Here is a 20692-nt window from a genome sequence, read left to right as displayed (position 1 = left end):
CTCGTGCTGACGTCGAACCGGCCGCGTACCGGCGTCGAACCGGCCGCGTACCGGCGTCGAACCGCGAGCGTGCCGCCGTGGCACTCGGCGACCAACGGCTCGACTAGCCTGGTCGGCACGATGAACCGTCTGACCACGTCATGGGGCGACTACGACCTCACGCGCCACCCCGTCGACCCGCGCGACCGGCTCCGCGCCTGGGACGCCTCCGATTCCTACCTCCTGGAACACCTCGAATCCGTCGGTCTCGAAGGCCGGCGGATCGTCGTGCTCGGTGACCGTTGGGGCGCCCTCGCCACCGCCCTCGCCGCGTACCGGCCCACTCAGATCACCGACTCCTGGCTCGCCCGCCAGGCCACCCGGGAGAACCTGGAGCGTTCCGGCCGCACGGCGGGCGAACTCCTGAGCACCCAGGACCCGCGCCCGGACCGTATCGACGTCCTCCTTGTCCGCGTCCCCAAGAGCCTCGCCCTCCTGGAGGACCAGCTGCACCGCCTCGCCCCCGCGCTGCACGAGGGGAGCGTTGTCATCGGCACGGGCATGGTCAAGGAGATCCACACCTCGACGCTCCAGCTCTTCGAACGCCTCGTCGGCCCGACGAAGACCTCCCTGGCGAAGAAGAAGGCCCGCCTGATCTTCGCCACCCCCGACCCCGGCCTGAACCGCGGGCCCAACCCCTGGCCGTACCGCTACGAACTGCCCGCCGGCATCGGACCGATGAGCGGCCGCACGGTCACCAACCACGCGGGCGTCTTCTGTGCCGACCGCCTCGACATCGGCACCCGCTTCCTCCTCGACCACCTCCCCACCGGCGAAGGGCCGAGCCGCATCGCGGACCTCGGCTGCGGCAACGGCGTGCTCGGCACGTCGGCGGCGCTCGCCAACCCGGAGGCCGAAGTGGTCTTCACCGACGAGTCGTACCAGGCCGTCGCCTCCGCCGAAGCCACGTACCGCGACAATGCCGACGGGAAAGCCGAATTCCTCGTCGGCGACGGGCTGACAGCTCTGGCCTCCGGCAGCCTCGACCTGGTCCTCAACAATCCGCCGTTCCACAGTCACCAGGCCGTCACCGACTCCACCGCCCGCCGTATGTTCGCCGACGCCCGCCGGGCACTCAGGCAGGGCGGCGAACTATGGGTCGTCGGCAACCGGCACCTCGGCCACCACGTCACACTGCGGCGGATCTTCGGCAACTGCCGGACCGTGGCCGGCAACCCGAAGTTCGTCATCCTGCGCGCCGTCAGACGCTGAGCCTGCGGGCTCACGCCCGCAGCGGTGAAGTCTGCAGCGGTGAAGTCTGCAGCCGTGAAGTCTGCAGCCGTGAAGACTGCAGCCGTGAGCGACTTTGCGGCGCCCGGAAGCTACCTTGAGCGGCATGAGCAATCTTGATCGTGAGGCAGCCCTGTCCGTGTGCGGCGGGCGCGGTTTCGTGGTGGCCGAACCCGTACGCGAGCTCCTCGCCCCGCGCAAGGTGCAGCTCGGCGAGTCCACCGAAGTGCGGCGGCTGCTGCCGAACCTGGGGCGCCGCATGGTCGGCGCCTGGTGCTTCGTCGACCACTACGGCCCCGACGACATCGCCGACGAGCCCGGCATGCAGGTGCCGCCGCACCCGCACATGGGCCTGCAGACCGTGAGCTGGCTGCATCAGGGCGAGGTGCTGCACCGCGACTCCACCGGCTCGCTCGCCACCATCCGCCCCCGCGAACTCGGCCTGCAGACCACCGGATCGGCCATCAGCCACAGCGAGGAGACCCCCAGGTCCCACTCGCGGTTCCTGCACGGGGCCCAGCTGTGGACCGCGCTGCCCGAGGGCTCCCGGCACATCGACGCCCACTTCGAACACCACACGGACCTCCCGGCCGCCACCGCGGCCGGCGTCCACGCCACCGTCGTCCTCGGCACCCTGGACACGGCCACCTCACCCGGCGCCACCTACACCCCGATCGTCGGAGCCGACCTGGCCCTGGCCGACGGTGCCGAGACCAGCCTTCCGCTGGAGCGGGACTTCGAGTACGCGGTCCTGTCCATGTCCGGCGAGGTCCACGTCGACGGCGTCCCGGTCCTCCCCGGCTCGATGCTCTACCTCGGCTGCGGCCGCACCGAACTCCCCCTGCGCGCCGCCTCCGACTCCGCGCTGATGCTCCTGGGCGGCGAGCCGTTCGAGGAGGAGATCATCATGTGGTGGAACTTCATCGGCCGTACGCAGGAGGAAATCGAGCAGGCCCGCACCGACTGGACGACCGGCACCCGCTTCGGCGAGGTGAAGGGCTACGACGGCGATCCCCTCCCCGCCCCCGAACTCCCGCCGGTGCCGCTGAAACCACGCGGGCGCGTGCGATGACCTGTGGTTTCCGTGATCGAGGCAGTCACCGAAGCTGTACGGGCGGGCCCTCTCCGCGCAGCACGCGGAGAGGGCCCGCCGACATGTAGCGGCACGGCAACTGACGCCGGACGTGCGGCCGGTGAGGTATGCGGAGCACGCGAAAGGGTCCCGGCGGCGGCACCATCAGCACCCTGCAAGGAGTGCGGTGGCAGACGGCCCGGTCTCTCGTCGGTACACGCACGGATGGTGAGGGCGACCAGTCCGCCCGGGGCAGCAGCCGGTGCGCGGGGTCGTCACTGCTGGCGGGAAGCGGGGTATTCCGACTAACCCGAGGCGGTCGGGCGGGCGTAGAGGCCGGGCAGGGTCTCCGCCGTCTCTCCGTCTGCCGTCGCCCCGTCCGCCGACGGGCCGGTCGCGTCCGGCGGTGATGGGTCCGTCGGTGAAGTGTCGGTCGGCGACGGCGACGGCGACGGTGACGTGGGTGACGGTGAGGTGGGTGACGCCGTTGCGGGCAGGCAGGTGGTAGTGGCGTCCGGGGTGGTTCCCGTGGTGGGCGACGGTGTCGTACCCGACGGGCACAGTGACGGCGAGGGCGACGGAGACTGGGTGGTGGTCGTCGGCGAGGGCTCGGAGGTGGGGGGCGTGGTCGGCTTGTCCTTCTCGCCCGTGTCGCCCTTCTCCCGTTCGAACCACTTGCCGTTCCTGAGGTCCAGGACCACGAACACGTTCACCACCTGCGGCGCGGGAGCGACGGCGATCACGTTCGATGGCCGGTACTCGGGCCAGACATTGCCCTTGCGTTCCGCATCGCCCCGCAGCGCCACCGGGGGAGTCAGCGGATTGCCGCAGGCGCACCGCACCCGCGGCACGCCGTGTTCGTCGACGAGAACCGCGGTGCCCGCCTGCAGCACCGCCTGGTAGCTGTTGGCCGCGCCGTTCTTGTAGCCGTGGTTGGTGACCCGGGTATCCATGCGCAGCTGCATCGGAGTCAGCGACCGCAGATACGAGGGGACGTCGGACGCCTTGATGCCCGGCACCGAGGCGAACGCCTTGTTCTTGTCCGGCTCGGCCGTGAGCGTGCTGATCTGCTGTTCCACGTCACAGCTGGCGATGTTGCGCGTCCCGCCGTACAGGCCGGGGGTCGAACCCTCCACGCTGCGCGTGACGTTGGTGCCGGTCTCCGGAGCGCTGGGCAGCGTCGGCGGCGGTGCGGACGGGCGACTGTCGGGCTCCGAGGATTCGGTGAACGGGTCGATGCCCGTGGCGCCCGCGGCCTGGAGGAAGAACTCGCCGTCCGAGCCTGATGCGCCACCGCCGCTGCTGCCATCGTCCGGACGGGTGAGAACGATGACCAGCACGGTGGCCGCCACGATCGCGGCGGCGATGCCGGCCACCTTGGGCACAGAGCGCCACCAGGGTGTTCCAGGACCCTCGCCGGGGCCCTCGCCCGGGCCTTGAGCGGGACCTTCGGGGCCACCCCCCTTCCCGCCACCCGGGTCCCCGCCGCCAGTGCCGCCCTCACCGCTGCCCCCGCCCCCGCCGCTGCTGCCGCCACTGCCGCCACCGGTAGGCGGTTCCGGCGGGAGGGAGCCGGGCGGAGGTGTGGGGCTGAGCTCGGTGGGTGCCTCTGGTGCGGGTCCCGGACGGCCGCCTGACAGTGGGCCGGAAGGAGGACCGGTGGGGCGGTCTGACGGCGGCGGCTGGGAACTCACGGGTCTCTTCTCCCGGCGTGGCGATGTCGGTGAACGTGGATTGGTTCGTAATGTCAGATATTGCTTGATTTCGGCCTATTGTGCCCCTCGTCGTCGCCCTGTCCGCAAGCGGACGCGGTCGGCCCAGCACAGGAAGCGCCCCCGCCCCCGGATACTTAGCGTGGCAGCGTGAGCGCGCAGCAGACCAGAGATCAAAGTGGCGGGAGCCGGGCTGCCCACGGATGGCCACAGGCCGTCGTGGCAGTGGTCGTGGCACTGGCCGTCATGGCCGTGACGGCGGCGCTCGGCCTGTGGGCGGCGGGCGCTACCGACCTGCCGGGCGCCTCCTTCTGGCGGGTGGCCGCGGCGGTCGTCCTGATGGCCGCCGGCGGATCGATCTCGCTGACCGGCGACGCGAGCGCGATCGTCGGAGCGGACGCGGACCTCGCCGCACTGCCGCTCTCGGTCGCCCTCGCCGGGGCCCTGACCCTCGCGACCGGCTTTCTGCGGCCGCTGCGGCACCGGGCCGTCGCGGGCCCCGGCGAACTCGCCGGCTGGGCGGCGCGACTGGCCCTGCTGTGGGCCGCCGCACTCCTCGCACTGTGCGCCGGCGCCCGGTACACCTTCGACATCCCCGTCGACGACCCGACGGGCGGCCTCCTCACCGACGTACTCGGCACCTCGTCGCCCAGCATCGGCTTCCGCGCCGACTACGCCCTCAGCCTCGTCTTCGGCCTCCTGTGGCTCGCGGGCGTGCTCGTCCTGGCCCTGCTCGTCTCGCGTGGGGCGCCGCTCCCGGCCCGCCTCGTGCGCTTTCAGGAGTCGGTGCGTCCGGCCGCGTACGCCATGGTCGTCCTGCTCCTGGCCTACGTCGCCGTGGGGCTCGTCATCGGGCTGGTGGTCGCCGCGACCCGCGGTCACGCGGCTGAGACGTTCGCCGTCATTCTGCTGGGACTGCCCAACCTCGCGTGGCTCGCCCTCACCCTCGGCCTCGGCGCGTCCTGGGAAGGCCGTGTGGAGGGCCCCTTCGGCCTGCCCATGCCCCACGTGCTGGACCAGGTGCTGCGGAGCTCGTCCGATGCGACCCTCAATCTGCGCACGCTGTCGGAGCACGACGGCCGGGTGTGGTGGCTGGCTGTCGTCGCGGGGGTGCTGTTGCTCGGAACGGCCTTCCTGATGGCGGTCCGCTCACCCGCACGCGTGCGGCTCTGGCAGCACGCCGTCCACATGGCGGTGGCGCTCGCCCTCACCGTGCTGGCCGTCTGCCTGGTCGTCACCACCTCCGCACACCTCGGCCTGTCGATCCTCGGCATCGGCGACCTCGGCGGCGCGCTCTCGGCCGAGGTGGCCCTGCGCCCGCATCTGTGGACGGCGGTCGGCATCGCCACGGGCTGGGGCCTGCTCGCAGGCTTCCTCGGCGGCCTGCTGGCGCTGCCTGTCCGCCGCAGCGGTGAAGTACGGTCCGACTCCGCCTCGACGCCACCTGCCTGACGTACCGCCGCTCGGAATCAGCGGACGCGTCCGGGGAATACCGGCATCGCCCATCGAGGCGGTTCGGGCGGCGGATCCGGGGGAGCGGCGAGGCCGCGGAAGAGCGCGTCGACGCGGGTCGGCGCATGGCCGCCCGCGAGGACGCCCTCGCCGTCAGGGGGCTTCTGCGCCCCGGCCGAGCGCAGGTCGGACACGAACTCCAGACATGAGCCGTACCGCTCGCTCGGGGTCTTGGCGAGGGCCTTGGCCAGTACGCCGTCGAGGGCGCGGGGCAGATCGGGGCGCTGCGTGGTCAACGGAGGCGGCGGATCGTACTGGTGGGCCCAGAGCAGTGCCAGATCGTCGTCCCGCCGGAACGGCGGCGCCCCGGCCATCGTCTCGTAGACGACGCAGCCGAGGCTGTAGACGTCGCAGCGGCCGTCCACCGGGCGTCCGGAGATCTGCTCCGGCGCGACGTAGTCGAGCGTGCCGACGAACTGGCCCACCGTGGTCAGGCCGGTCAGCGACAGGGACTTCTTCGTCAGGCCGAAGTCGGTGAGGTAGACATGCTCCGGATGGTCGCTGTCCGTGCCCGCCGCGATGAGGATGTTGCCCGGCTTCACATCGCGGTGCACCAGCTCGTGGGCGTGCGCGGCGTCCAGCGCGGACGCCACCTGCGCGGCGATCCGCCCCGCCGTCTCGGCCGACAGCGACCCCTGACGGTCGAGCAGGATGCGCAGGTCCTGCCCGGGCACGTAGCGCATGGCGATGTAGAGGATGCCGTCGGCCTCGCCCGCCGCGAACACCGGCACGATGTGCGGATGGTCGATCGCCGCGGCCACCTGTGACTCATGCGTGAACCGCCTGCGGAAGGTGTCGTTGCGGGCGAGTTCGGGGGCCAGCAGTTTGAGGGCGACCGTCCGCTCCAGGCGCAGGTCGCGGGCCCGGTAGACGACCGCCATGCCGCCGCGGCCGATCTCGCGCTCCACGAGGTAGCCCGCGATCCGCCGCCCGATCAGCTCCGAGGGCCGTCCGTAGGCGATGCTCGGATCGCGTGCCGCGCTGCCGGCCATCAGGTCTCACCCCTCACCTCGGGACCTGTGGGCGGACGTGTCGATTCGGCGTCGTCGCCCCAGGCGCCGGGGGAGTCCGGCGTGTCGGGGGAGTTCAGGGTGTCGGGGGAGCCATGCGTGCCCGGGGCGTCGCCGGGTGCGCCCGCTTCGCGCAGCCGTGCGGAGTCGACGATCCGCGTCGGCTCATGCCCGATACCGCCTGTGCCGCCCGAACCGCTCGAACTGCCCGGTACGTCCCAGGCGCCCGGGCCGGTCGGACGGTCTGAATTGCCCGGAGCCGCATCCGGCCCGCCCGACGCCGCATCCGGCCCGCCCGACGCCGCATCCGGCCCGCCGGGCGCCGCATCCGGCCCGTCGGGCGCGGCGGAACCGGATCCACCCAGGGCCGGGTTCGGGCTCGGCGGCGCAGCGGACGCGAAGGCCGTCAGGCGGGTGCCGTCGCAGTACACCCAGCGCTCGTGCTCCGCGTCGTACAGCCACACCGACTCGCCGTCCACGACCATCCCCACGCGCAGCCCCTGTGTCCTGCGGTGGAACGCCTCTCCGTCCGCCTGCCCCCGCGACAGATCCTCCGCCGCGCTGCGGTACTGCCGCAGCGCCTCCTCGGCCCGTGCCATCAGCGGCCGCGGATCCGCCGCCCGGGTCAGCGGACGGCCGGCGTCCGGGGGCTGCTGCGGAACGGACACCAGGAGCCGCGCGTCGACCCAGGTCGCCCAGCCGTTCGCGCACTCCACCCGCGCCCAGTCGCCGCGCCGCTCCACCAGCCGCACCGGCAGCAGCGGGTCGAGTGGCTCGGACGGGTGCGACGCATCCGGTTCCTCCCAGGAGGGCAGCCCGTCCTGGGGGATCACATGCGTCGGGCGGAAGTCCCATGTGGTCATGGTCAGGCCCCTACTTCCGCATGATGGCGGGCTCATGACGCCGCAGCAGCCGCGCGACGGCGAAGCAGAACAGGACCGAGAGCGCGGCCAGCATTCCCATGTCGAGCAGCCACACCCCGGCGGAGTGCTCGAACAAGGCGTCCTGCGTCAGTGCGCCAGGGACGATCTCGGACAGGTCGACCGTGCCCGCCATGGCGCCAAGTGCCCAGCGTGAGGGCACCAGCCACGCCACCTGTTCGAGCACCGGCACGCCGTCCAGCTGCAGCAGCGCTCCGCAGAACACCACCTGGACGATGGCGAGCAGCACCAGCAGCGGCATGGTGACTTCCTCCTTGCGCACGAGCGCGGAGACGAGCAGACCGAGTGTCATCGCCGTGAACGACAACAGCGCCACCGCCAGCGTGATCTCCAGGAGGGGAGGGAGCAGCACACCCCGGCCGCCGGGTGCGTTCAGATCCACGCCGACGAGCGCGACCAGCGTCAGAACCACGGCCTGTACGACCGTCACCGCGCCGAGTACCGCCACCTTGGACATCAGATACGCGGATCTGGACAACCCCACCGCGCGTTCCCGCTGATAGATCACCCGTTCCTTGACCAGCTCCCGCACGGCGTTGGCCGCCCCTGTGAGCACACCGCCCACGCACAGGATGAGCAGGGCGTTCATCGCCGTCTCCTGGGTGAGACGGCTTCCCGCCAGGGCGCGGGCCATCGCGCCCATCACGAAGGGCAGCGCGATCATGATCGCGAGGAAGGTGCGGTCGGCGCTGAGAGCTGCCGCATATCGCCGTACGAGTGTCCCGAACTGCGCACCCCAGCTGCGGGTCCGCGGTGGCGGAGCAACGGCCCTTCTCGTGGCGGGGCTCGGGCTGCGCGGCTGAGTGCTGGAGCCGACGACGTACCGGCGGTGGAACACCGAGGTCCGGTACTCGTCGGCCCAGTCGCGTGCCAGGTCGGTCTCGAACGCCTCGAACGCCTCGGGCCACTGCTCGAAGCCGAAGAAGGCGAGGGTGTCGTCCGGCGGCCCGTAGTAGGCGATCCGGCCTCCGGGGGCCAGTACAAGGAGCCGGTCGCACATCGCCAGGCTGAGCACGCTGTGTGTGACGACGATGACGGTCCGCCCGTCGTCGGCGAGGCCGCGGAGCATATGCATGACCGAACGGTCCATGCCGGGATCGAGACCTGAGGTCGGCTCGTCGAGGAAGAGCAGCGACGGCTTGGTCAGCAGCTCCAGCGCCACGCTCACCCGCTTGCGCTGGCCGCCCGACAGGCGGTGGATCGGCAGGTCCTCCCGCTGTTCCAGGCCCAGTTCCCGGACGACTTCACTCACCCGGGCACGCCGCTCCGAGCGGTTCGTGTCCCCGGGGAACCGGAGCTCGGCGGCGTATTCCAGTGCGCGGCGCACGGTGAGCTGGGAGTGCAGGATGTCGTCCTGGGGCACGAGGCCGATGCGCTGGCGGAGTTCGGAGTAGTCGCGGTAGAGGTCACGGCCGTCGTAGAGGACGGTCCCCTGGTCCGCCGGGCGGAGGCCGGTCAGTGCGTTCAGCAGCGTGGACTTGCCGGCGCCGCTGGGGCCGACCACGGCCAGCAGGCATTTCTGGCCGACGGGGAACGAGACATGGTCGAGCAGCACTTTGCGGCCGTGGTCGACGGCGACCGCCAGGTCCTGCACGTCGAGGGAGACCTCGCCTGTGTCGACGAACTCCTGGAGTTGGTCTCCGACCAGACAGAACGCGGAGTGGCCGATGCCGACGATGTCACCGGGGGAGACCCGGGCGCGACCGACCGGCTGCCCGTTGAGGAAGGTGCCGTTGTGGCTGCCGAGGTCGGCGATCTCGTAGGTGCCGTCGGAGTGGACCTCGAGCTCGGCGTGGCGGCGCGAGACGACGAGGTCGTCGATGACCAGGTCGTTGTCGAGTCCGCGGCCGATGCGCACGGTGCGCATCGGGAGCGGACGTACCGTGGTCGGCCGGCTGAAGGTGCCGGTCGCCGAGGGCATCGAGACGGCGGACGGCCGCTCCGGCGCCGCGGGCGGCGCAGGGCCGTGGCTCGCCAGCACCGCGCGTGGCCCGTCCAGGGGGCTCCCGAACCGGATCTCGCTCCCGGGGCCGACACCCGACTCCTGGATGCGCCTGCCCCCGGCGAAGGTTCCGTTGGTGCTGCCCTCGTCCTCCAGGGTCCAGTGGTCGGCCACCGGCCGCAGCACCGCGTGGTGCCACGAGACCCGGGCATCGTCGAGGACGATGTCGCTCAGAGGATCGCGCCCGACGTGGTAGTCCCGGCCGGGGATCATCACCGTGGTGCCCGTGTCCGTTTCGAGGACGAGCACGGGCGCGGAGGGCGCGTGCGACGGCTCTCCCATGACCGAATTCTATCGATTGTTCCAGATATGCGCCTGGTCGCTTCGCCGACCCCGCAGTGCAGGCCCGGCTCAAGGCCGTGAGCAGCGGCCTCGATGTTCGTGTACGTCCGAGCTCATGTGGCGTCCTGCTGTTTCCGCGGTCGGCAGGGCTGAGGGGGTTCGAGGTTCGCTCGGGGCCGGCCCAGAGCCGGATGGGTGCAAGTCGGAGGGGCGGCGGCATGGTGCCACCGTTGATGTCCACTGTGTGACCAATAGTCGGATTATCAGCTCTTGAAATCCAAGATCCACGGCTGGAGGAACCACGCATGACCGCTTCGGCGCTCCGTCCGGTACTGTCCGCTTCCCTCACCGCGCTCACGCTCGGCTCGCTCGCCCTCGCCGGCGCGCCCGCCGCGTACGCGGTACCCGGTGACAACGGGGATGTGAAGGTCCACGACGAGCACACCGGCGAGTTCGACCAGCGCGACGACCCGAAGGTCTGCCGCTTCTATCTCGACGCCTTCAACTTCGACAGCGGGCAGGAGGTGACGTGGACGATCGCGCCGCAGCCGGCCAAGGCCGAGGGCCCGAACCTCGACGGTGCGCTCACCACGGACGCCAACGGCCACAAGCGCACTGGGCTTCTCAGCCTGCCCGACGGGATGTACAAGCTCGACTGGACCTTCGAGGGCGAGCAGGGCGCCGGCAAGCACAAGGTCTTCCGGGTCGACTGCCCCGATGACAACGGAGGGCCCGGCGGCGGAAACGGAAACGGAAACGGAAACGGCCACAAGCCGCCGCACGGGCCGGTCGGCGCGGGTGGCGGCGGTGCCGCGGACACCGGGACCCCTGCCGGTGACTCCGGCTCCGGCTTCGGTGTGGGTCCGGCCGTCGCCGTCGCCGGGCTGGCCGGCGCCGCAGGCCTGGTCCTCGTACGCCGTTCCCGGCGCCACCACAATGGCGCAGCGTAGGTCCGTCTCTCCGCGTGCGGCGGCCCCGCGCGGACGGGTTCCGACCCGTCCGCGCGGGGCCGCCCGGCGCCTACGCACCACCCGTCGGCAGCGTCGGCTGTGCAGACTTGCCCGCACCATCGCCGTCACGCTGACCTTGGTCGGCGGTGGGATCTGGTGGGCCTGCGACGAGAACCCGGCCGACCCGGCCATCGCAACCCACGGGCCGGGCTCCGACGGGGCGCGCAATGCCGGGGCGGGGGCCGAACCCTCCGTGCGGCCCAAGCCCCCGCCCGCGCCCCTGGCCCGCTCCCGCCCCACCGTCCTCGCCGTGCCTGCCGTCACCGTCGAGGCGCCCGTCATCCGCCTGGGCCTGAAGCCGGGCGGCGGACTCGCCGTCCCGCCCGTCGACAACCCCCGGGTCGTCGGCTGGTACGCGGACGGCGTCACCCCGGGCGAGCGCGGCACCGCCGTCGTCGTCGGGCACCGCGACACCCGCACCGGCCCGGCGATCTTCCTGAATCTCGACTCGCTGGACGCCGGCAACACCGTCCGAATCGCCCGCGCCGACGGCCGCGTCGCCGTCTTCACGGTCGACCGGGTCCGTACGTACGCCAAGTCGGCCTTCCCCGACAAGGAGGTGTACGGCGCCTCCAAGCGCCCCGAACTGCGCCTGATCACCTGCGGCGGAACCTTCGACCCCAAGACCGGATACGCGTCCAACGTCGTGGTCTTCGCCCACCTGACGGGCATCGATCGGAAGATCTGACCCGTCCGCCGCCCGCTCCGGGAGGCAACGCCACCCCCGGTGCCGTACGGAGCGTCGGCAGCGGCTCCCCGAACAGCTCCTGCACGTCCTGTTCCGGCGCCGGTTCACGGCGACGCGGCATGACGGCCGCCCGGCGCGCCGCGCCGGGCGGCCGTTCACGTGCCACCGGTACCGAGGGCCGCGGGGCCCGGCGCCGCCTCACTGCAAGGGACGCGCCGTCTCGCGCCCGCCGTGCTCCGGCGTCCGGGCCCGGTGACGCCGCCACGCCCGGGCGAGGTCGGGCATCCGGTGCACAGGCACCGGCAGACGCCGGTGGTCGACCAGGACGCTGGCCGGGCATCGCAGCAGCGGATCCCCTCGGCGTCTGAGCCGCCAACCGGTTCAGCCCGTCGTCCCCGTCCGACGGGAGCCGTTCGGGCCGGACGGCGGGGCATGGTCGGCGGCGTACGAAGCGAAGACCCGCCCGGTGGTGGCCCCGGTGCGCAGCAGCCGGTCGTCGAGGACCGCGGCCAGGTCGTCGAGGGCTGTCCGCAGCACCGACGCGGAGAGCCGTACGTCGGGATGCCGGGACCGGGCCGCCCGGTCCACGAGGCCGAGGGCGTGGCCGAGTTGGGCGGCCAGCGAGGTGTGCTCGTCCCCGTCGTAGAAGTAGTACGACTCGGGGTACTGCCGGAAGTCGACCGTGACCATGGCGACGGCGGAGGCCAGACCGTCCAGGAGAGCCGCTCCGCCGTCCGAGTCGAGAGCCCGCGTGGAGGCGCTGCTGCGCCGTACGTGCGACAGACGCAGGGCGAGGGCCCGGCGGCGGGCGAGGGCCGGATAGATGCCGAGGATCCAGGCGACGGTCGCGGACAGCAGGGCGAAGCCGACCAGCGCCTCCAGGGGACCGAGGACACGCAGCCAGCCGGAGGCGGGGGCGATGTCACCGAGGCCGAGCGTGGCAAGGGTGACCAAGGACATGTACAGGGCGTCGACCGGACCGGCGTGTTCCCCGGGGACGAGTTCGGGCGCGTACGAGAAGTCCTCCGGCATGCGCGGCCAGTAGACCAGCGCCCATCCGGCGGCGACGGTGAGCGCCCAGACCGCGCAGACCACGACCATGCCGACCGGGCCCGCGAGGCCTGCCGGGCGGCGGCTCGCGCCGAGGAGCGCGGAGAGCCGCCACAGCGACAGCATCACCAGGCGGCTCAGACCGCCGTGGCGGGTCGGGTGCCAGAGCGTGTGGAAGACGTCCCGGAGCACGAACAGGACGAGGGTGATGCCCGTGAGCGTCCAGAGCCAGCCCGTCACTGCTGCACCCCGGCCCTCCCGGTGAGTTCCAGCCGTACGTCGACCACACCCTCGACGGCCCGCACGAGATGGGCGGCGAGCGGGATGAGCGAACCGTCGTGGACATCGCCCGAGAGCGTCACCACCCCGTCCTCGGCACGGACGTCGACCCGGTGCCGGGAGAGCGGGAAGAAGGGCTCGATGACGGCGTGGCGGACCTCGGCGGCGAGCTCCTCGTCGGTGCGCAGGAACACCTTGAGCAGGTCGGTCCGGCTGACGATGCCCTGCACGATGCCGCGTTCGTCGACGACCGGGAGCCGTTTGACGCGATGGGCGGCCATCAGGCGGGCGGTCTGCGGCAGGGATGCCTCCGGTCCGATGACGATCGCGGGGGAGGTCATCAGGTCGCCGGCGCTGCAGGAACCGGCCTTCGCGGTGGCCTCCAGGTGCCGCAGCTGCTCGACAAGCCCGACGCGGTGGTCGTGGAACTCCTCCTTGAGCAGCAGGTCAGCCTCCGAGACGATGCCGACCACGCGGCCCTCCCCCTCGATCACCGGGACGGCGCTCACCGCCCACCGCTGCATCGTGTCCACGATCTCCTTGAACCGCGCCCCGGCCCGGACGGCGACCACCCGCTTGGTCATCACGTCGGCGACGGTGAAGCGGTGAGAAGTCCACGGGGTCTTCAGGGACTGTGGGGGCTGCGGGGTCTTCGGGGACTGTGGGGTGTTCGAGGACTCTGGGGCCCGCAGGGAGGGGCGGCCCTGCGGGGCACGCGGGGTCTGCGGGGTGCGCCGGGTCATGGGGCTCTCCTCAGCGGCCGGATACCGAAGGCGTCGGTGTCAGTGGACCAGAACCGCCTCGCCGGAGCGCGGTACGACGGCCGTCCAGCCGAGTTCGTGGTCGATGCGGTCACGCAGGCTCGCGGACGCGGCGGGTTCGCCGTGGACGAGGTGCGTGGTGTGCGGGGGCGGGGCGCCGCGCAGCCAGTCGATGATCTGGCCGGCGTCGGCGTGGGCGGAGAAGTGCGGTACGTCGGCGACCTCTGCCCTTACGGGGACGTAGCTGCCGAACATCTTCAGCACCTTGGCTCCGTCGACCAGATCGCGGGCCCGGGTACCGGCTGCGGCGAAGCCGACGATGACCACGGTGTTGCGCGGGTCGGGGAGCAGACGTGCGAGGTGGTGCAGGACGCGGCCGCCGGTCGCCATCCCGGCCGAGGAGACGATGACGGCCGGGCCCCGCACGCTGTTGATGTCGATGGACTCCTGGACGGTGCGCGCGGCCAGGAAGGGCTCCGGGCTGAGCGCGCCGGTGCCCTGGGCGAGGATTTCGGGGCGCAGCTCGGGGGCCTGGTCGCGGATGGCCTCGCGGTACACGTCGAGCGCGGCGAGCGCCATGGGGCTGTCGACGTAGACGGGGACCGAGCGGCCCAGCACGCCCCTCTCGCGCAGCCGGACGAGTTCGTGCAGGACGACCTCGGTCCGGTCGATCGCGAAGGCGGGGATCACCACGGTCCCGTTCCGCGCGACGGTCCGGGCGACGACGTCCGCGAAGGACGTACGGGCAGAGTCCTGGTCGTGGTGGCGGTCGCCGTACGTGGACTCCATCAGCAGCACGTCGGCGCCGGAGAACGGCTCGGGCGGACGCAGCAGGGGATGTCCGGGCCTGCCCAGGTCTCCGGAGACCGCCAGGCTGTGGCCGTCCTCCAGGGTCAGCCGGGCCCACGCCGCCCCCAGGATGTGGCCGCCGTGGTGCAGGCTCAGCCGGGTTCCGGCCATGATCTCCACGTCCTCGCCGACCGGCACCGGGTCGAAGAACGCCAGTACCTTCTCGACGTCGGACTCGTCGTACAGGGGTTTCGCCGGCCGGTGCTTCGACCAGCCGTGTTCGTTGGCGTGCCGTGCGGCTTCCATCTGGAGCCGGGCGCTGTCGCGCAGCACGATGCCGGCGAGTCGGCGGGTGCGGGGGGTGGTGAGGACCGGCCCGCGGAAGCCGTGCCGGACCAGGCGCGGCAGAAAGCCGCAGTGGTCCAGGTGCGCGTGGGTGACGACCACCGCGTGAAGGTCGGCGGCATCGCATGCGAGACGTTCCCAGTTGCGCCGGCGCAGGTTCGCGAAGCCCTGGAAGAGACCGCAGTCGACGAGGACGCGGGCATGATCGCTCTCCACCAGGAACTTGCTTCCGGTGACGGTCCCGACGCCGCCGAGGAATCTGAGCAGTGCGGGACGGGGCGGGGACGGGGCGGCGGCAGGAACGGGGACGGGCACAGGGGGCTCCTCCGGTATGGCCGACATGGCGGGCCTCCTTCACGCGAAGGTGAGTACCTCGGACACGGGCCGGCGCGGCGTGGCCCGGCCTCGGGGTCCGTAGCCGAGGCGGATCACCATGTGGACATGGCCCATGCCGGAAGCCGGATCCCGCGCCACGGACCGGAGCTCGGGCCATTCCAGGGGCTGGGACATCAAGGAGGTGGAGAGTCCGTCGAGGGTGGCCTGCAGCAGCACCCGGTGCAGCGCCTGCCCGGCCTTCAGCCAGTCCCGCGGGGTGTCCTCGGCCGTCCCCAGGAGTGCGATCCGCGGGTTCGCCTCGAAGCGTTCCGCGGTGCGGCCGGTGATCCGGCGACGCGTGTCGAAGTCGCGGACCGGCGCCGTGACGTCGTACTGGCGCGGTCCGAGGGCGTACGCCGGGATCCCCTCGGCTTCGTGGCCCGCGGCGCCACCGGTGCGGATCCAGGCGGCGACCTCTTCGCGTACCGAGTCGTCGGCCGCCTCGAACATTTCGGAGGCGTGCACGAGGTCGAGCACGGTGCGCGTGTGCCACGGCCCCGGGACCACGAGCCGGCAGCCCTCCAGGAAGGCCGCGGCACACAGGCCGTCCAGGAGCTCCTCGGGGAGTGGTTCCTTGGTGAACGGGAACCGGCTCGTGTGCCGCTCACGCAGTACGGGCCGCAGTGCGGCCAGGGCTTCCTCCTCGTGCCCATGGCCCGGCAGGAGGCGTACGTCGGCCAGATGCCACGTGTCGGCGGGGTCGGGGAGCAGCTGTACCTCGGTGCGCAGGCCGCGGTGTGCGGCGCCGACCCGCAGGCCGAGCAGCGCCGCACCGCAGCCGAGATGCAGGGCACGGTGGTGGGCATCCGCGTGCGACAGGGTCCGCGAGGGGTCTCCGTACAGCTCGACGGTGCCGGTTTCGCCGCGGTACACGAAACGCCACGGCTGTGCGTTGTGCATGGACGGCGCGGTGACGGCGTCCTCGGTCAGCGAGGTGACGACTGCGCGAGGCGGAGCGGTCGTGGCCACGGTTCCACCGTCCTGTCTGGGGGCGCCGGCAGGGCCGGGGCGGGTGTTTCCCGCCTGTACACCACGTTCGTCGGGGCGCGCCTTCGGTGGCGAGGGCCGAACGGCCCACAGCCGGGCCCGAACGGGAGCTCCGTGCCCGGGCCCGAACGGGACGCTCCGTGCCCGGTCCCGAACGGACACCCGGGTCAGGCGTCGTGCTCCTGCACTTGCGCGGCGATCACCGCCGCCTGTACGCGACGCTCCACACCCAGCTTCCCGAGGAGCCGCGAGATGTGGTTCTTCACGGTCTTCTCCGACAGATAGAGCCGGTGGGCGATCTGCCGGTTGGTGAGCCCTTCGCCGATGAGCTCCAGCACGGACCGCTCCCGTTCGGACAGCCCGGCGAGGCGTTCGTCCTGCGGCGGGGCGGCCTCCTCCGGGCCGCGCAGCGAGCGCATCAGCCGGGCCGTGGTCGCCGGGTCCAGCATCGACTGGCCGCTCGCCACCGTGCGGATGGCCGACAGCAGGTCGGAGCCCTTGATCTGTTTGAGGACGTACCCGGACGCGCCGGCCATGATCGCGTCGAGCAGCGCCTCCTCGTCGTCGAACGAGGTCAGCATCAGACAGGCCAGGCCGGGCATCCACGAGCGCAGTTCCCGGCACACCGAGATCCCGTTGCCGTCGGGCAGCCGTACGTCGAGAACGGCCACGTCGGGCTGCAGCGCCCGCCCCCTGACCAGGGCCTCGCCCGCGGTCGCGGCCTCGCCGACCACCGTCAGGCCGGGTTCGTCGTCGACAAGGTCGCGCAGGCCGCGTCGGACCACCTCGTGATCGTCCACCAGGAAGACCCGGATGGGCTTGTCGTTCGCCGCTGTCTGTGCGCTCATGGCGACCCCTGTGTGTTCGAGCGGTCCGCGGTCCTTGAGGGCATTGTCCGCCGGAGCGGCAGGACCTGACCAGGCGATGCTCGTGCCCACGGGTTAGGCGCCCCGATGCGCCCACCCGCAGGGCGGCTGTGCGAGGTGGCTGTGACGAGCCTGACTCCGCCCGCCGTCGAGGGCGGACCACCGGGGAGTTAGCATGTGAGCGCCGCCTAGCTCGAAAGATAGATTCCTGTGACTGTCAACGACGACTCGTTCACCAACTGGAAGCACCGCGAGGAGATCGCGGAGTCGATGATCCCGCTCATCGGGAAGCTGCACCGCGAGCGGGATGTCACCGTCCTGCTGCACAGCCGCTCCCTGGTGAACAAGTCGGTGGTCTCGCTCCTGAAGGCCCACCGGTTCGTGCGTCAGATAACCGGCGAGGAGCTCTCGGTCACCGAGACTCTGCCGTTCCTGCAGACGCTGGCCTCGCTGGACCTCGGCCCCTCGCAGATCGACATCGGCCGTCTCGCCGAGCAGTACCGCAGCGACGACCGGGGACTGTCCGTCGAGCAGTTCACCGCCGAGGCGGTGGCCGGTGCCACCGGCGACAACAAGATCGAGTGCCGCGAGGGCCGCGACGTCGTGCTCTACGGATTCGGCCGCATCGGCCGGCTCGTGGCCCGCCTCCTCATCGAGAAGTCCGGCTCCGGCAACGGTCTGCGCCTGCGCGCGATCGTCGTCCGCGGTGGCGGCGGGCGTGCCGCCGACGATCTCGTCAAGCGCGCCTCGCTGCTGCGCCGCGACTCGATCCACGGCCAGTTCCAGGGCACGATCACCGTCGACGAGGCGAACAGCACGATCACCGCCAACGGCAACGAGATCAAGGTGATCTACGCCAACGACCCCTCCGAAGTCGACTACACCGAGTACGGCATCAAGGACGCCATCCTCATCGACAACACCGGCAAGTGGCGCGACCGCGAGGGCCTCTCGCAGCACCTGCGCCCCGGCGTCGACAAGGTCGTCCTGACGGCCCCCGGCAAGGGCGATGTCCCGAACATCGTGCACGGCGTCAACCACGCGAGCCTCAAGCCGGACGAGCAGATCATCTCCTGCGCCTCCTGCACCACCAACGCCATCGTCCCCCCGCTGAAGGCGATGGACGACGAGTACGGGGTGCTGCGCGGCCACGTCGAGACGGTGCACTCGTTCACCAACGACCAGAACCTTCTGGACAACTACCACAAGGCCGACCGCCGCGGCCGCTCCGCGCCGCTCAACATGGTGATCACCGAGACCGGTGCGGCCTCGGCCGTCTCCAAGGCGCTGCCCGATCTGAAGGCGCACATCACCGGCTCCTCGATCCGCGTGCCCGTGCCGGACGTGTCGATCGCGATCCTCAACCTGCAGCTGGCCCGTGAGACCAGCCGCGAGGAGGTTCTCGACCACCTGCGCGAGGTCTCGCTGACCTCGCCACTGCGCCGCCAGATCGACTTCATCTCCACGCCGGACGCCGTCTCCAGCGACTTCATCGGCTCGCGCCACGCCTCGATCGTGGACGCCGGCGCGACCAAGGTCGAGGGCGACAACGCGATCCTCTACCTCTGGTACGACAACGAGTTCGGCTACTCGTGCCAGGTGATCCGGGTCGTGCAGCACGTCTCGGGCGTCGAGTACCCGACGTACCCGGCGGCTGCCGTCTGAGTCACCCGTACGTGATCCGGGCGCCCGGATCCAGGCGTACATGAGGGGCCGCCGCACTCAACCGGTGCGGCGGCCCTTCGGCGTGCCCGTGGGCCCGCCCCCCCCCGGCTGACCTTGCCGGACATCCGGCCGGACCAGACGCTCATCCTGTCCGGGCAAGACGCCCTTTCAGCCGCCCGCCTCGGCCCGTTTCGTCAGTGCCAGGTCCGCCTGCGGTCCGGTGACACCGCCGGGCGGACCGACGGCGGCGCTGGTGTTGTTGCCGGGAACCGGATCGTCCTGACGCGCGGTTGCGGTGACGGTGTTGAGTACGTCGCTGCCGTCGCCCTCGTACGTGGGATCGAGCCGGACCGTGATGGTCCAGCTCGTGGATTCCCCGACGGCGAGCGCGCTCTTCGCCGGGCAGGTGACGGTCTGCCCGCTGCGGGTGCACCCGTCGGGCGAGGCCAGGAAGGTGAGCCCGGACGGAAGGGCGTCCGTCACCGAGACATCGCCGGCGTCGGCGGGGCCCTTGTTGACGGCTGTCAGGGTGTACCGGAACGTCTCGCCGGGAGCCACCGGTCCCTCACCCACCGCCTCCTTCTGTGCGGCGATGTCGGCGGGGCCGTCCGTCACGGTGGTCTGCGTGGACGCGGAGTTGTCGGCGGCGTGGACGTCGGTCCGGTCGGCCGGGGCGGTGACGGTCGCCGTGTTGGTCAAGGTGGTCGGCGAGGACGGGGCGGTGCCGGTCACGGTGTAGGTCGCGGAGCCGCCCCGGGCCAGGTCGACGGTGGTGTCCAGGGGGCCGCTGCCGGAGGGCGCGCCGCAGGTGCTGCCGGAGGACGCCGCACAGGTCCAGGTGACGCCGGTCAGACCGGGCACGGCGTCGCGGACCCTGGCGGCGGTGACGGCGTTGGTGTCGTCGTTGCTCACCTCGACCGTGTACGTGACCTCGCCGGAGCCGGCCGGGACCGAGGCCGGGGTGCCGGACTTGGTGATCGACAGATCGACGGGGACGTTGACCTTGAGGTCGCCGATGTCGTGGTTGTTGGTGGCGCCACCGGTGGAGGCCGAGAAGCCGATCTTGAGGGTGGAAGGCAGCGAGGGCTGGTCGGTGATCCCCGTGATGTCGTAGTCGGTGATCAGTTCCTGCATCGTGGTGCCGGGTCCGGTGTTGGACGAGACCGTGAGCAGCACGCTCGATCCCGAGGGACGGACGAGCACCCGGACCGTGCGGTAGTCACTCTGGCCCGTGGTCTCGACGGTGCCGCCCGGGCCGGCGGCGGAGGTGGCGTACCGGTAGCCGGTGGTGCCGTCGCCGCCGCCGCGTACCACGATCTCGTTGGGGGCGTTGCCCGGCCCGCCGTTTCCCACCAGCTTCTGGGAGAAATTGCCGAACTCGTCGAAGCCGATGCCGAGGTAGGCCCCGGGCAGTCCGTCGTCCCGGCAGGAGGTGCCGCCGAGCCAGCCGGAACTCGAACGTGAGCAGGCATAGCCGAGCGCGCCGCCGAACTGGCCGACGCCATTGGCGGCCGCGCCGTTCGCGAGGAAGAACGCCAGGCCGTCGCCGCGTTTGCCGTCGTGCTGCCGCCCGCCCCAGGACGCGTAGTCGAACTCGGCGAGGAAGCCCAGGCTGGAGGAGAAGGAGTCGTTCATCTCCCAGCTGCCCGCCTGGTTGCCGGCTGCGCTGGTCAGCCGGAGCCAGCCGTCCGTCACGAAGGTGGCATCGCCCGATGTGGTGCCGGAGCTGCTGGGGCCGTCGAACGGCTCGTGCACCGGGAACTGGACCTGGGCGGCCCGTTCCGTCGTGCCCTGCGCGCCGTTCGTCGCGGCCGTCGCGGGGGGCGGGGCGTCCCGGGAGGGCGTGCCGGGGGCGGCAGCGCTCAGGGCGGCGGCCGTGAGGGCCGCGGTGCACATCGCCGCCAGGATGCGGGACCACCGGGCGTTTCGTCCGCGCGGTCGTGAGACTGAGGTGTTCTGCACGTTGAAACCGTTTCCTCGCCGGGAGCCCCGGCCGGTTTCCCGGCCGGGGCTGTCGCGTGTGCGGTCGCTGACCGCTGTCGCTGGTCGGTTCCGCGGGAAGGCGCGGAACGTGGTG

16 protein-coding genes are annotated in these 20692 nt (G+C 71.7%); 6 read left to right on the top strand and 10 right to left on the bottom strand.

The features are described 5' to 3' along the window. Positions 1-120 precede the first annotated feature (120 nt). Together ACLF6P_RS25315 and ACLF6P_RS25310 are read left to right on the top strand one after the other, a co-directional pair. Entirely contained in the window at positions 121-1251 is a 1131-nt protein-coding gene (locus tag ACLF6P_RS25315) for a methyltransferase (protein WP_415953221.1), read from the top strand. Between the two features lie 124 nt (positions 1252-1375). After that, entirely contained in the window at positions 1376-2341 is a 966-nt protein-coding gene (locus ACLF6P_RS25310; protein WP_415953220.1) for a pirin family protein, read from the top strand. A 305-nt stretch (positions 2342-2646) separates the two neighbouring features. On the opposite strand, the gene ACLF6P_RS25305 is transcribed toward ACLF6P_RS25310, so the two are convergent. Continuing rightward, a complete protein-coding gene (locus ACLF6P_RS25305) occupies positions 2647-4035 on the bottom strand; it encodes a DUF6777 domain-containing protein (protein ID WP_415953219.1) in 1389 nt (462 codons plus the stop codon). A gap of 168 nt (positions 4036-4203) precedes the next feature. Between ACLF6P_RS25305 and ACLF6P_RS25300 the strand changes: the two genes are divergently transcribed. Beyond that, positions 4204-5505, top strand: a complete 1302-nt coding sequence (locus ACLF6P_RS25300; protein ID WP_415953217.1) for a streptophobe family protein — start codon at positions 4204-4206, stop codon at positions 5503-5505. Between the two features lie 17 nt (positions 5506-5522). On the opposite strand, the gene ACLF6P_RS25295 is transcribed toward ACLF6P_RS25300, so the two are convergent. From ACLF6P_RS25295 to ACLF6P_RS25285, 3 genes are read right to left on the bottom strand one after another with little or no spacing between them, the layout of a single operon-like run. After that, complete coding sequence (locus ACLF6P_RS25295; RefSeq protein WP_415953215.1) at positions 5523-6557, bottom strand: serine/threonine-protein kinase; 1035 nt, start codon at positions 6555-6557, stop codon at positions 5523-5525. Continuing rightward, positions 6557-7438, bottom strand: a complete 882-nt coding sequence (locus ACLF6P_RS25290) for an SH3 domain-containing protein (protein ID WP_415953213.1) — start codon at positions 7436-7438, stop codon at positions 6557-6559. Before ACLF6P_RS25290 ends, ACLF6P_RS25295 begins: the two co-directional genes overlap by 1 nt. 10 nt (positions 7439-7448) lie before the next feature. After that, the gene (locus ACLF6P_RS25285) at positions 7449-9800 is read right to left on the bottom strand and encodes an FHA domain-containing protein (protein WP_415953212.1); all 2352 of its coding nucleotides are present in this window, start codon (positions 9798-9800) and stop codon (positions 7449-7451) included. A gap of 305 nt (positions 9801-10105) precedes the next feature. Between ACLF6P_RS25285 and ACLF6P_RS25280 the strand changes: the two genes are divergently transcribed. Next, complete coding sequence (locus ACLF6P_RS25280; protein ID WP_415953210.1) at positions 10106-10750, top strand: hypothetical protein; 645 nt, start codon at positions 10106-10108, stop codon at positions 10748-10750. A 136-nt stretch (positions 10751-10886) separates the two neighbouring features. Next, positions 10887-11498, top strand: a complete 612-nt coding sequence (locus ACLF6P_RS25275; RefSeq protein ID WP_415953209.1) for a class F sortase — start codon at positions 10887-10889, stop codon at positions 11496-11498. A 381-nt stretch (positions 11499-11879) separates the two neighbouring features. On the opposite strand, the gene ACLF6P_RS25270 is transcribed toward ACLF6P_RS25275, so the two are convergent. The 5 genes from ACLF6P_RS25270 to ACLF6P_RS25250 all read right to left on the bottom strand — a co-directional run bounded on the left by ACLF6P_RS25270 (position 11880) and on the right by ACLF6P_RS25250 (position 16932). Further along, positions 11880-12788, bottom strand: a complete 909-nt coding sequence (locus tag ACLF6P_RS25270; RefSeq protein ID WP_415953207.1) for a potassium channel family protein — start codon at positions 12786-12788, stop codon at positions 11880-11882. Beyond that, positions 12785-13411 (bottom strand): CBS domain-containing protein, encoded by a 627-nt coding sequence (locus tag ACLF6P_RS25265; protein ID WP_415953319.1) that lies wholly within the window; start codon positions 13409-13411, stop codon positions 12785-12787. The genes ACLF6P_RS25270 and ACLF6P_RS25265 overlap by 4 nt, the downstream gene beginning before the upstream one ends. 198 nt (positions 13412-13609) lie before the next feature. Continuing rightward, positions 13610-15064 (bottom strand): MBL fold metallo-hydrolase RNA specificity domain-containing protein, encoded by a 1455-nt coding sequence (locus ACLF6P_RS25260; RefSeq protein WP_415953206.1) that lies wholly within the window; start codon positions 15062-15064, stop codon positions 13610-13612. A 12-nt stretch (positions 15065-15076) separates the two neighbouring features. Then, positions 15077-16066 carry an Acg family FMN-binding oxidoreductase gene (locus ACLF6P_RS25255; RefSeq protein WP_415953205.1) on the bottom strand — a complete coding sequence of 330 codons (990 nt, stop codon included), beginning with the start codon at positions 16064-16066 and terminating at the stop codon, positions 15077-15079. A gap of 185 nt (positions 16067-16251) precedes the next feature. Then, positions 16252-16932 (bottom strand): response regulator, encoded by a 681-nt coding sequence (locus ACLF6P_RS25250; protein ID WP_415953204.1) that lies wholly within the window; start codon positions 16930-16932, stop codon positions 16252-16254. A gap of 228 nt (positions 16933-17160) precedes the next feature. Between ACLF6P_RS25250 and ACLF6P_RS25245 the strand changes: the two genes are divergently transcribed. Continuing rightward, complete coding sequence (locus ACLF6P_RS25245; protein ID WP_415953203.1) at positions 17161-18615, top strand: glyceraldehyde-3-phosphate dehydrogenase; 1455 nt, start codon at positions 17161-17163, stop codon at positions 18613-18615. A gap of 168 nt (positions 18616-18783) precedes the next feature. Here the strand turns inward: ACLF6P_RS25245 and ACLF6P_RS25240 are convergent, their stop codons facing one another. Next, entirely contained in the window at positions 18784-20511 is a 1728-nt protein-coding gene (locus ACLF6P_RS25240) for a lectin-like domain-containing protein (RefSeq protein WP_415953202.1), read from the bottom strand. Positions 20512-20692: the final 181 nt, after the last annotated feature.

The sequence above is a fragment of the Streptomyces lothianensis genome (assembly GCF_047779955.1).
In the GTDB taxonomy this organism is placed as follows: Bacteria; Actinomycetota; Actinomycetes; order Streptomycetales; family Streptomycetaceae; genus Streptomyces.
The sequence above is the reverse complement of the archived record's forward strand: the minus strand, read 5'-3'. Positions and strand labels throughout refer to the sequence as shown.

Coding starts and splice junctions, on each gene's coding strand:
- ACLF6P_RS25260 (WP_415953206.1), bottom strand. CDS start 15,064: ATGTCGGCCATACCGGAGGAGCCCCCTGTGCCCGTCCCCGTTCCTGCC.
- ACLF6P_RS25295 (WP_415953215.1), bottom strand. CDS start 6,557: ATGGCCGGCAGCGCGGCACGCGATCCGAGCATCGCCTACGGACGGCCC.
- ACLF6P_RS25285 (WP_415953212.1), bottom strand. CDS start 9,800: ATGGGAGAGCCGTCGCACGCGCCCTCCGCGCCCGTGCTCGTCCTCGAA.
- ACLF6P_RS25240 (WP_415953202.1), bottom strand. CDS start 20,511: ATGTGCACCGCGGCCCTCACGGCCGCCGCCCTGAGCGCTGCCGCCCCC.
- ACLF6P_RS25250 (WP_415953204.1), bottom strand. CDS start 16,932: ATGAGCGCACAGACAGCGGCGAACGACAAGCCCATCCGGGTCTTCCTG.
- ACLF6P_RS25290 (WP_415953213.1), bottom strand. CDS start 7,438: ATGACCACATGGGACTTCCGCCCGACGCATGTGATCCCCCAGGACGGG.
- ACLF6P_RS25265 (WP_415953319.1), bottom strand. CDS start 13,411: ATGACCAAGCGGGTGGTCGCCGTCCGGGCCGGGGCGCGGTTCAAGGAG.
- ACLF6P_RS25280 (WP_415953210.1), top strand. CDS start 10,106: ATGACCGCTTCGGCGCTCCGTCCGGTACTGTCCGCTTCCCTCACCGCG.
- ACLF6P_RS25315 (WP_415953221.1), top strand. CDS start 121: ATGAACCGTCTGACCACGTCATGGGGCGACTACGACCTCACGCGCCAC.
- ACLF6P_RS25310 (WP_415953220.1), top strand. CDS start 1,376: ATGAGCAATCTTGATCGTGAGGCAGCCCTGTCCGTGTGCGGCGGGCGC.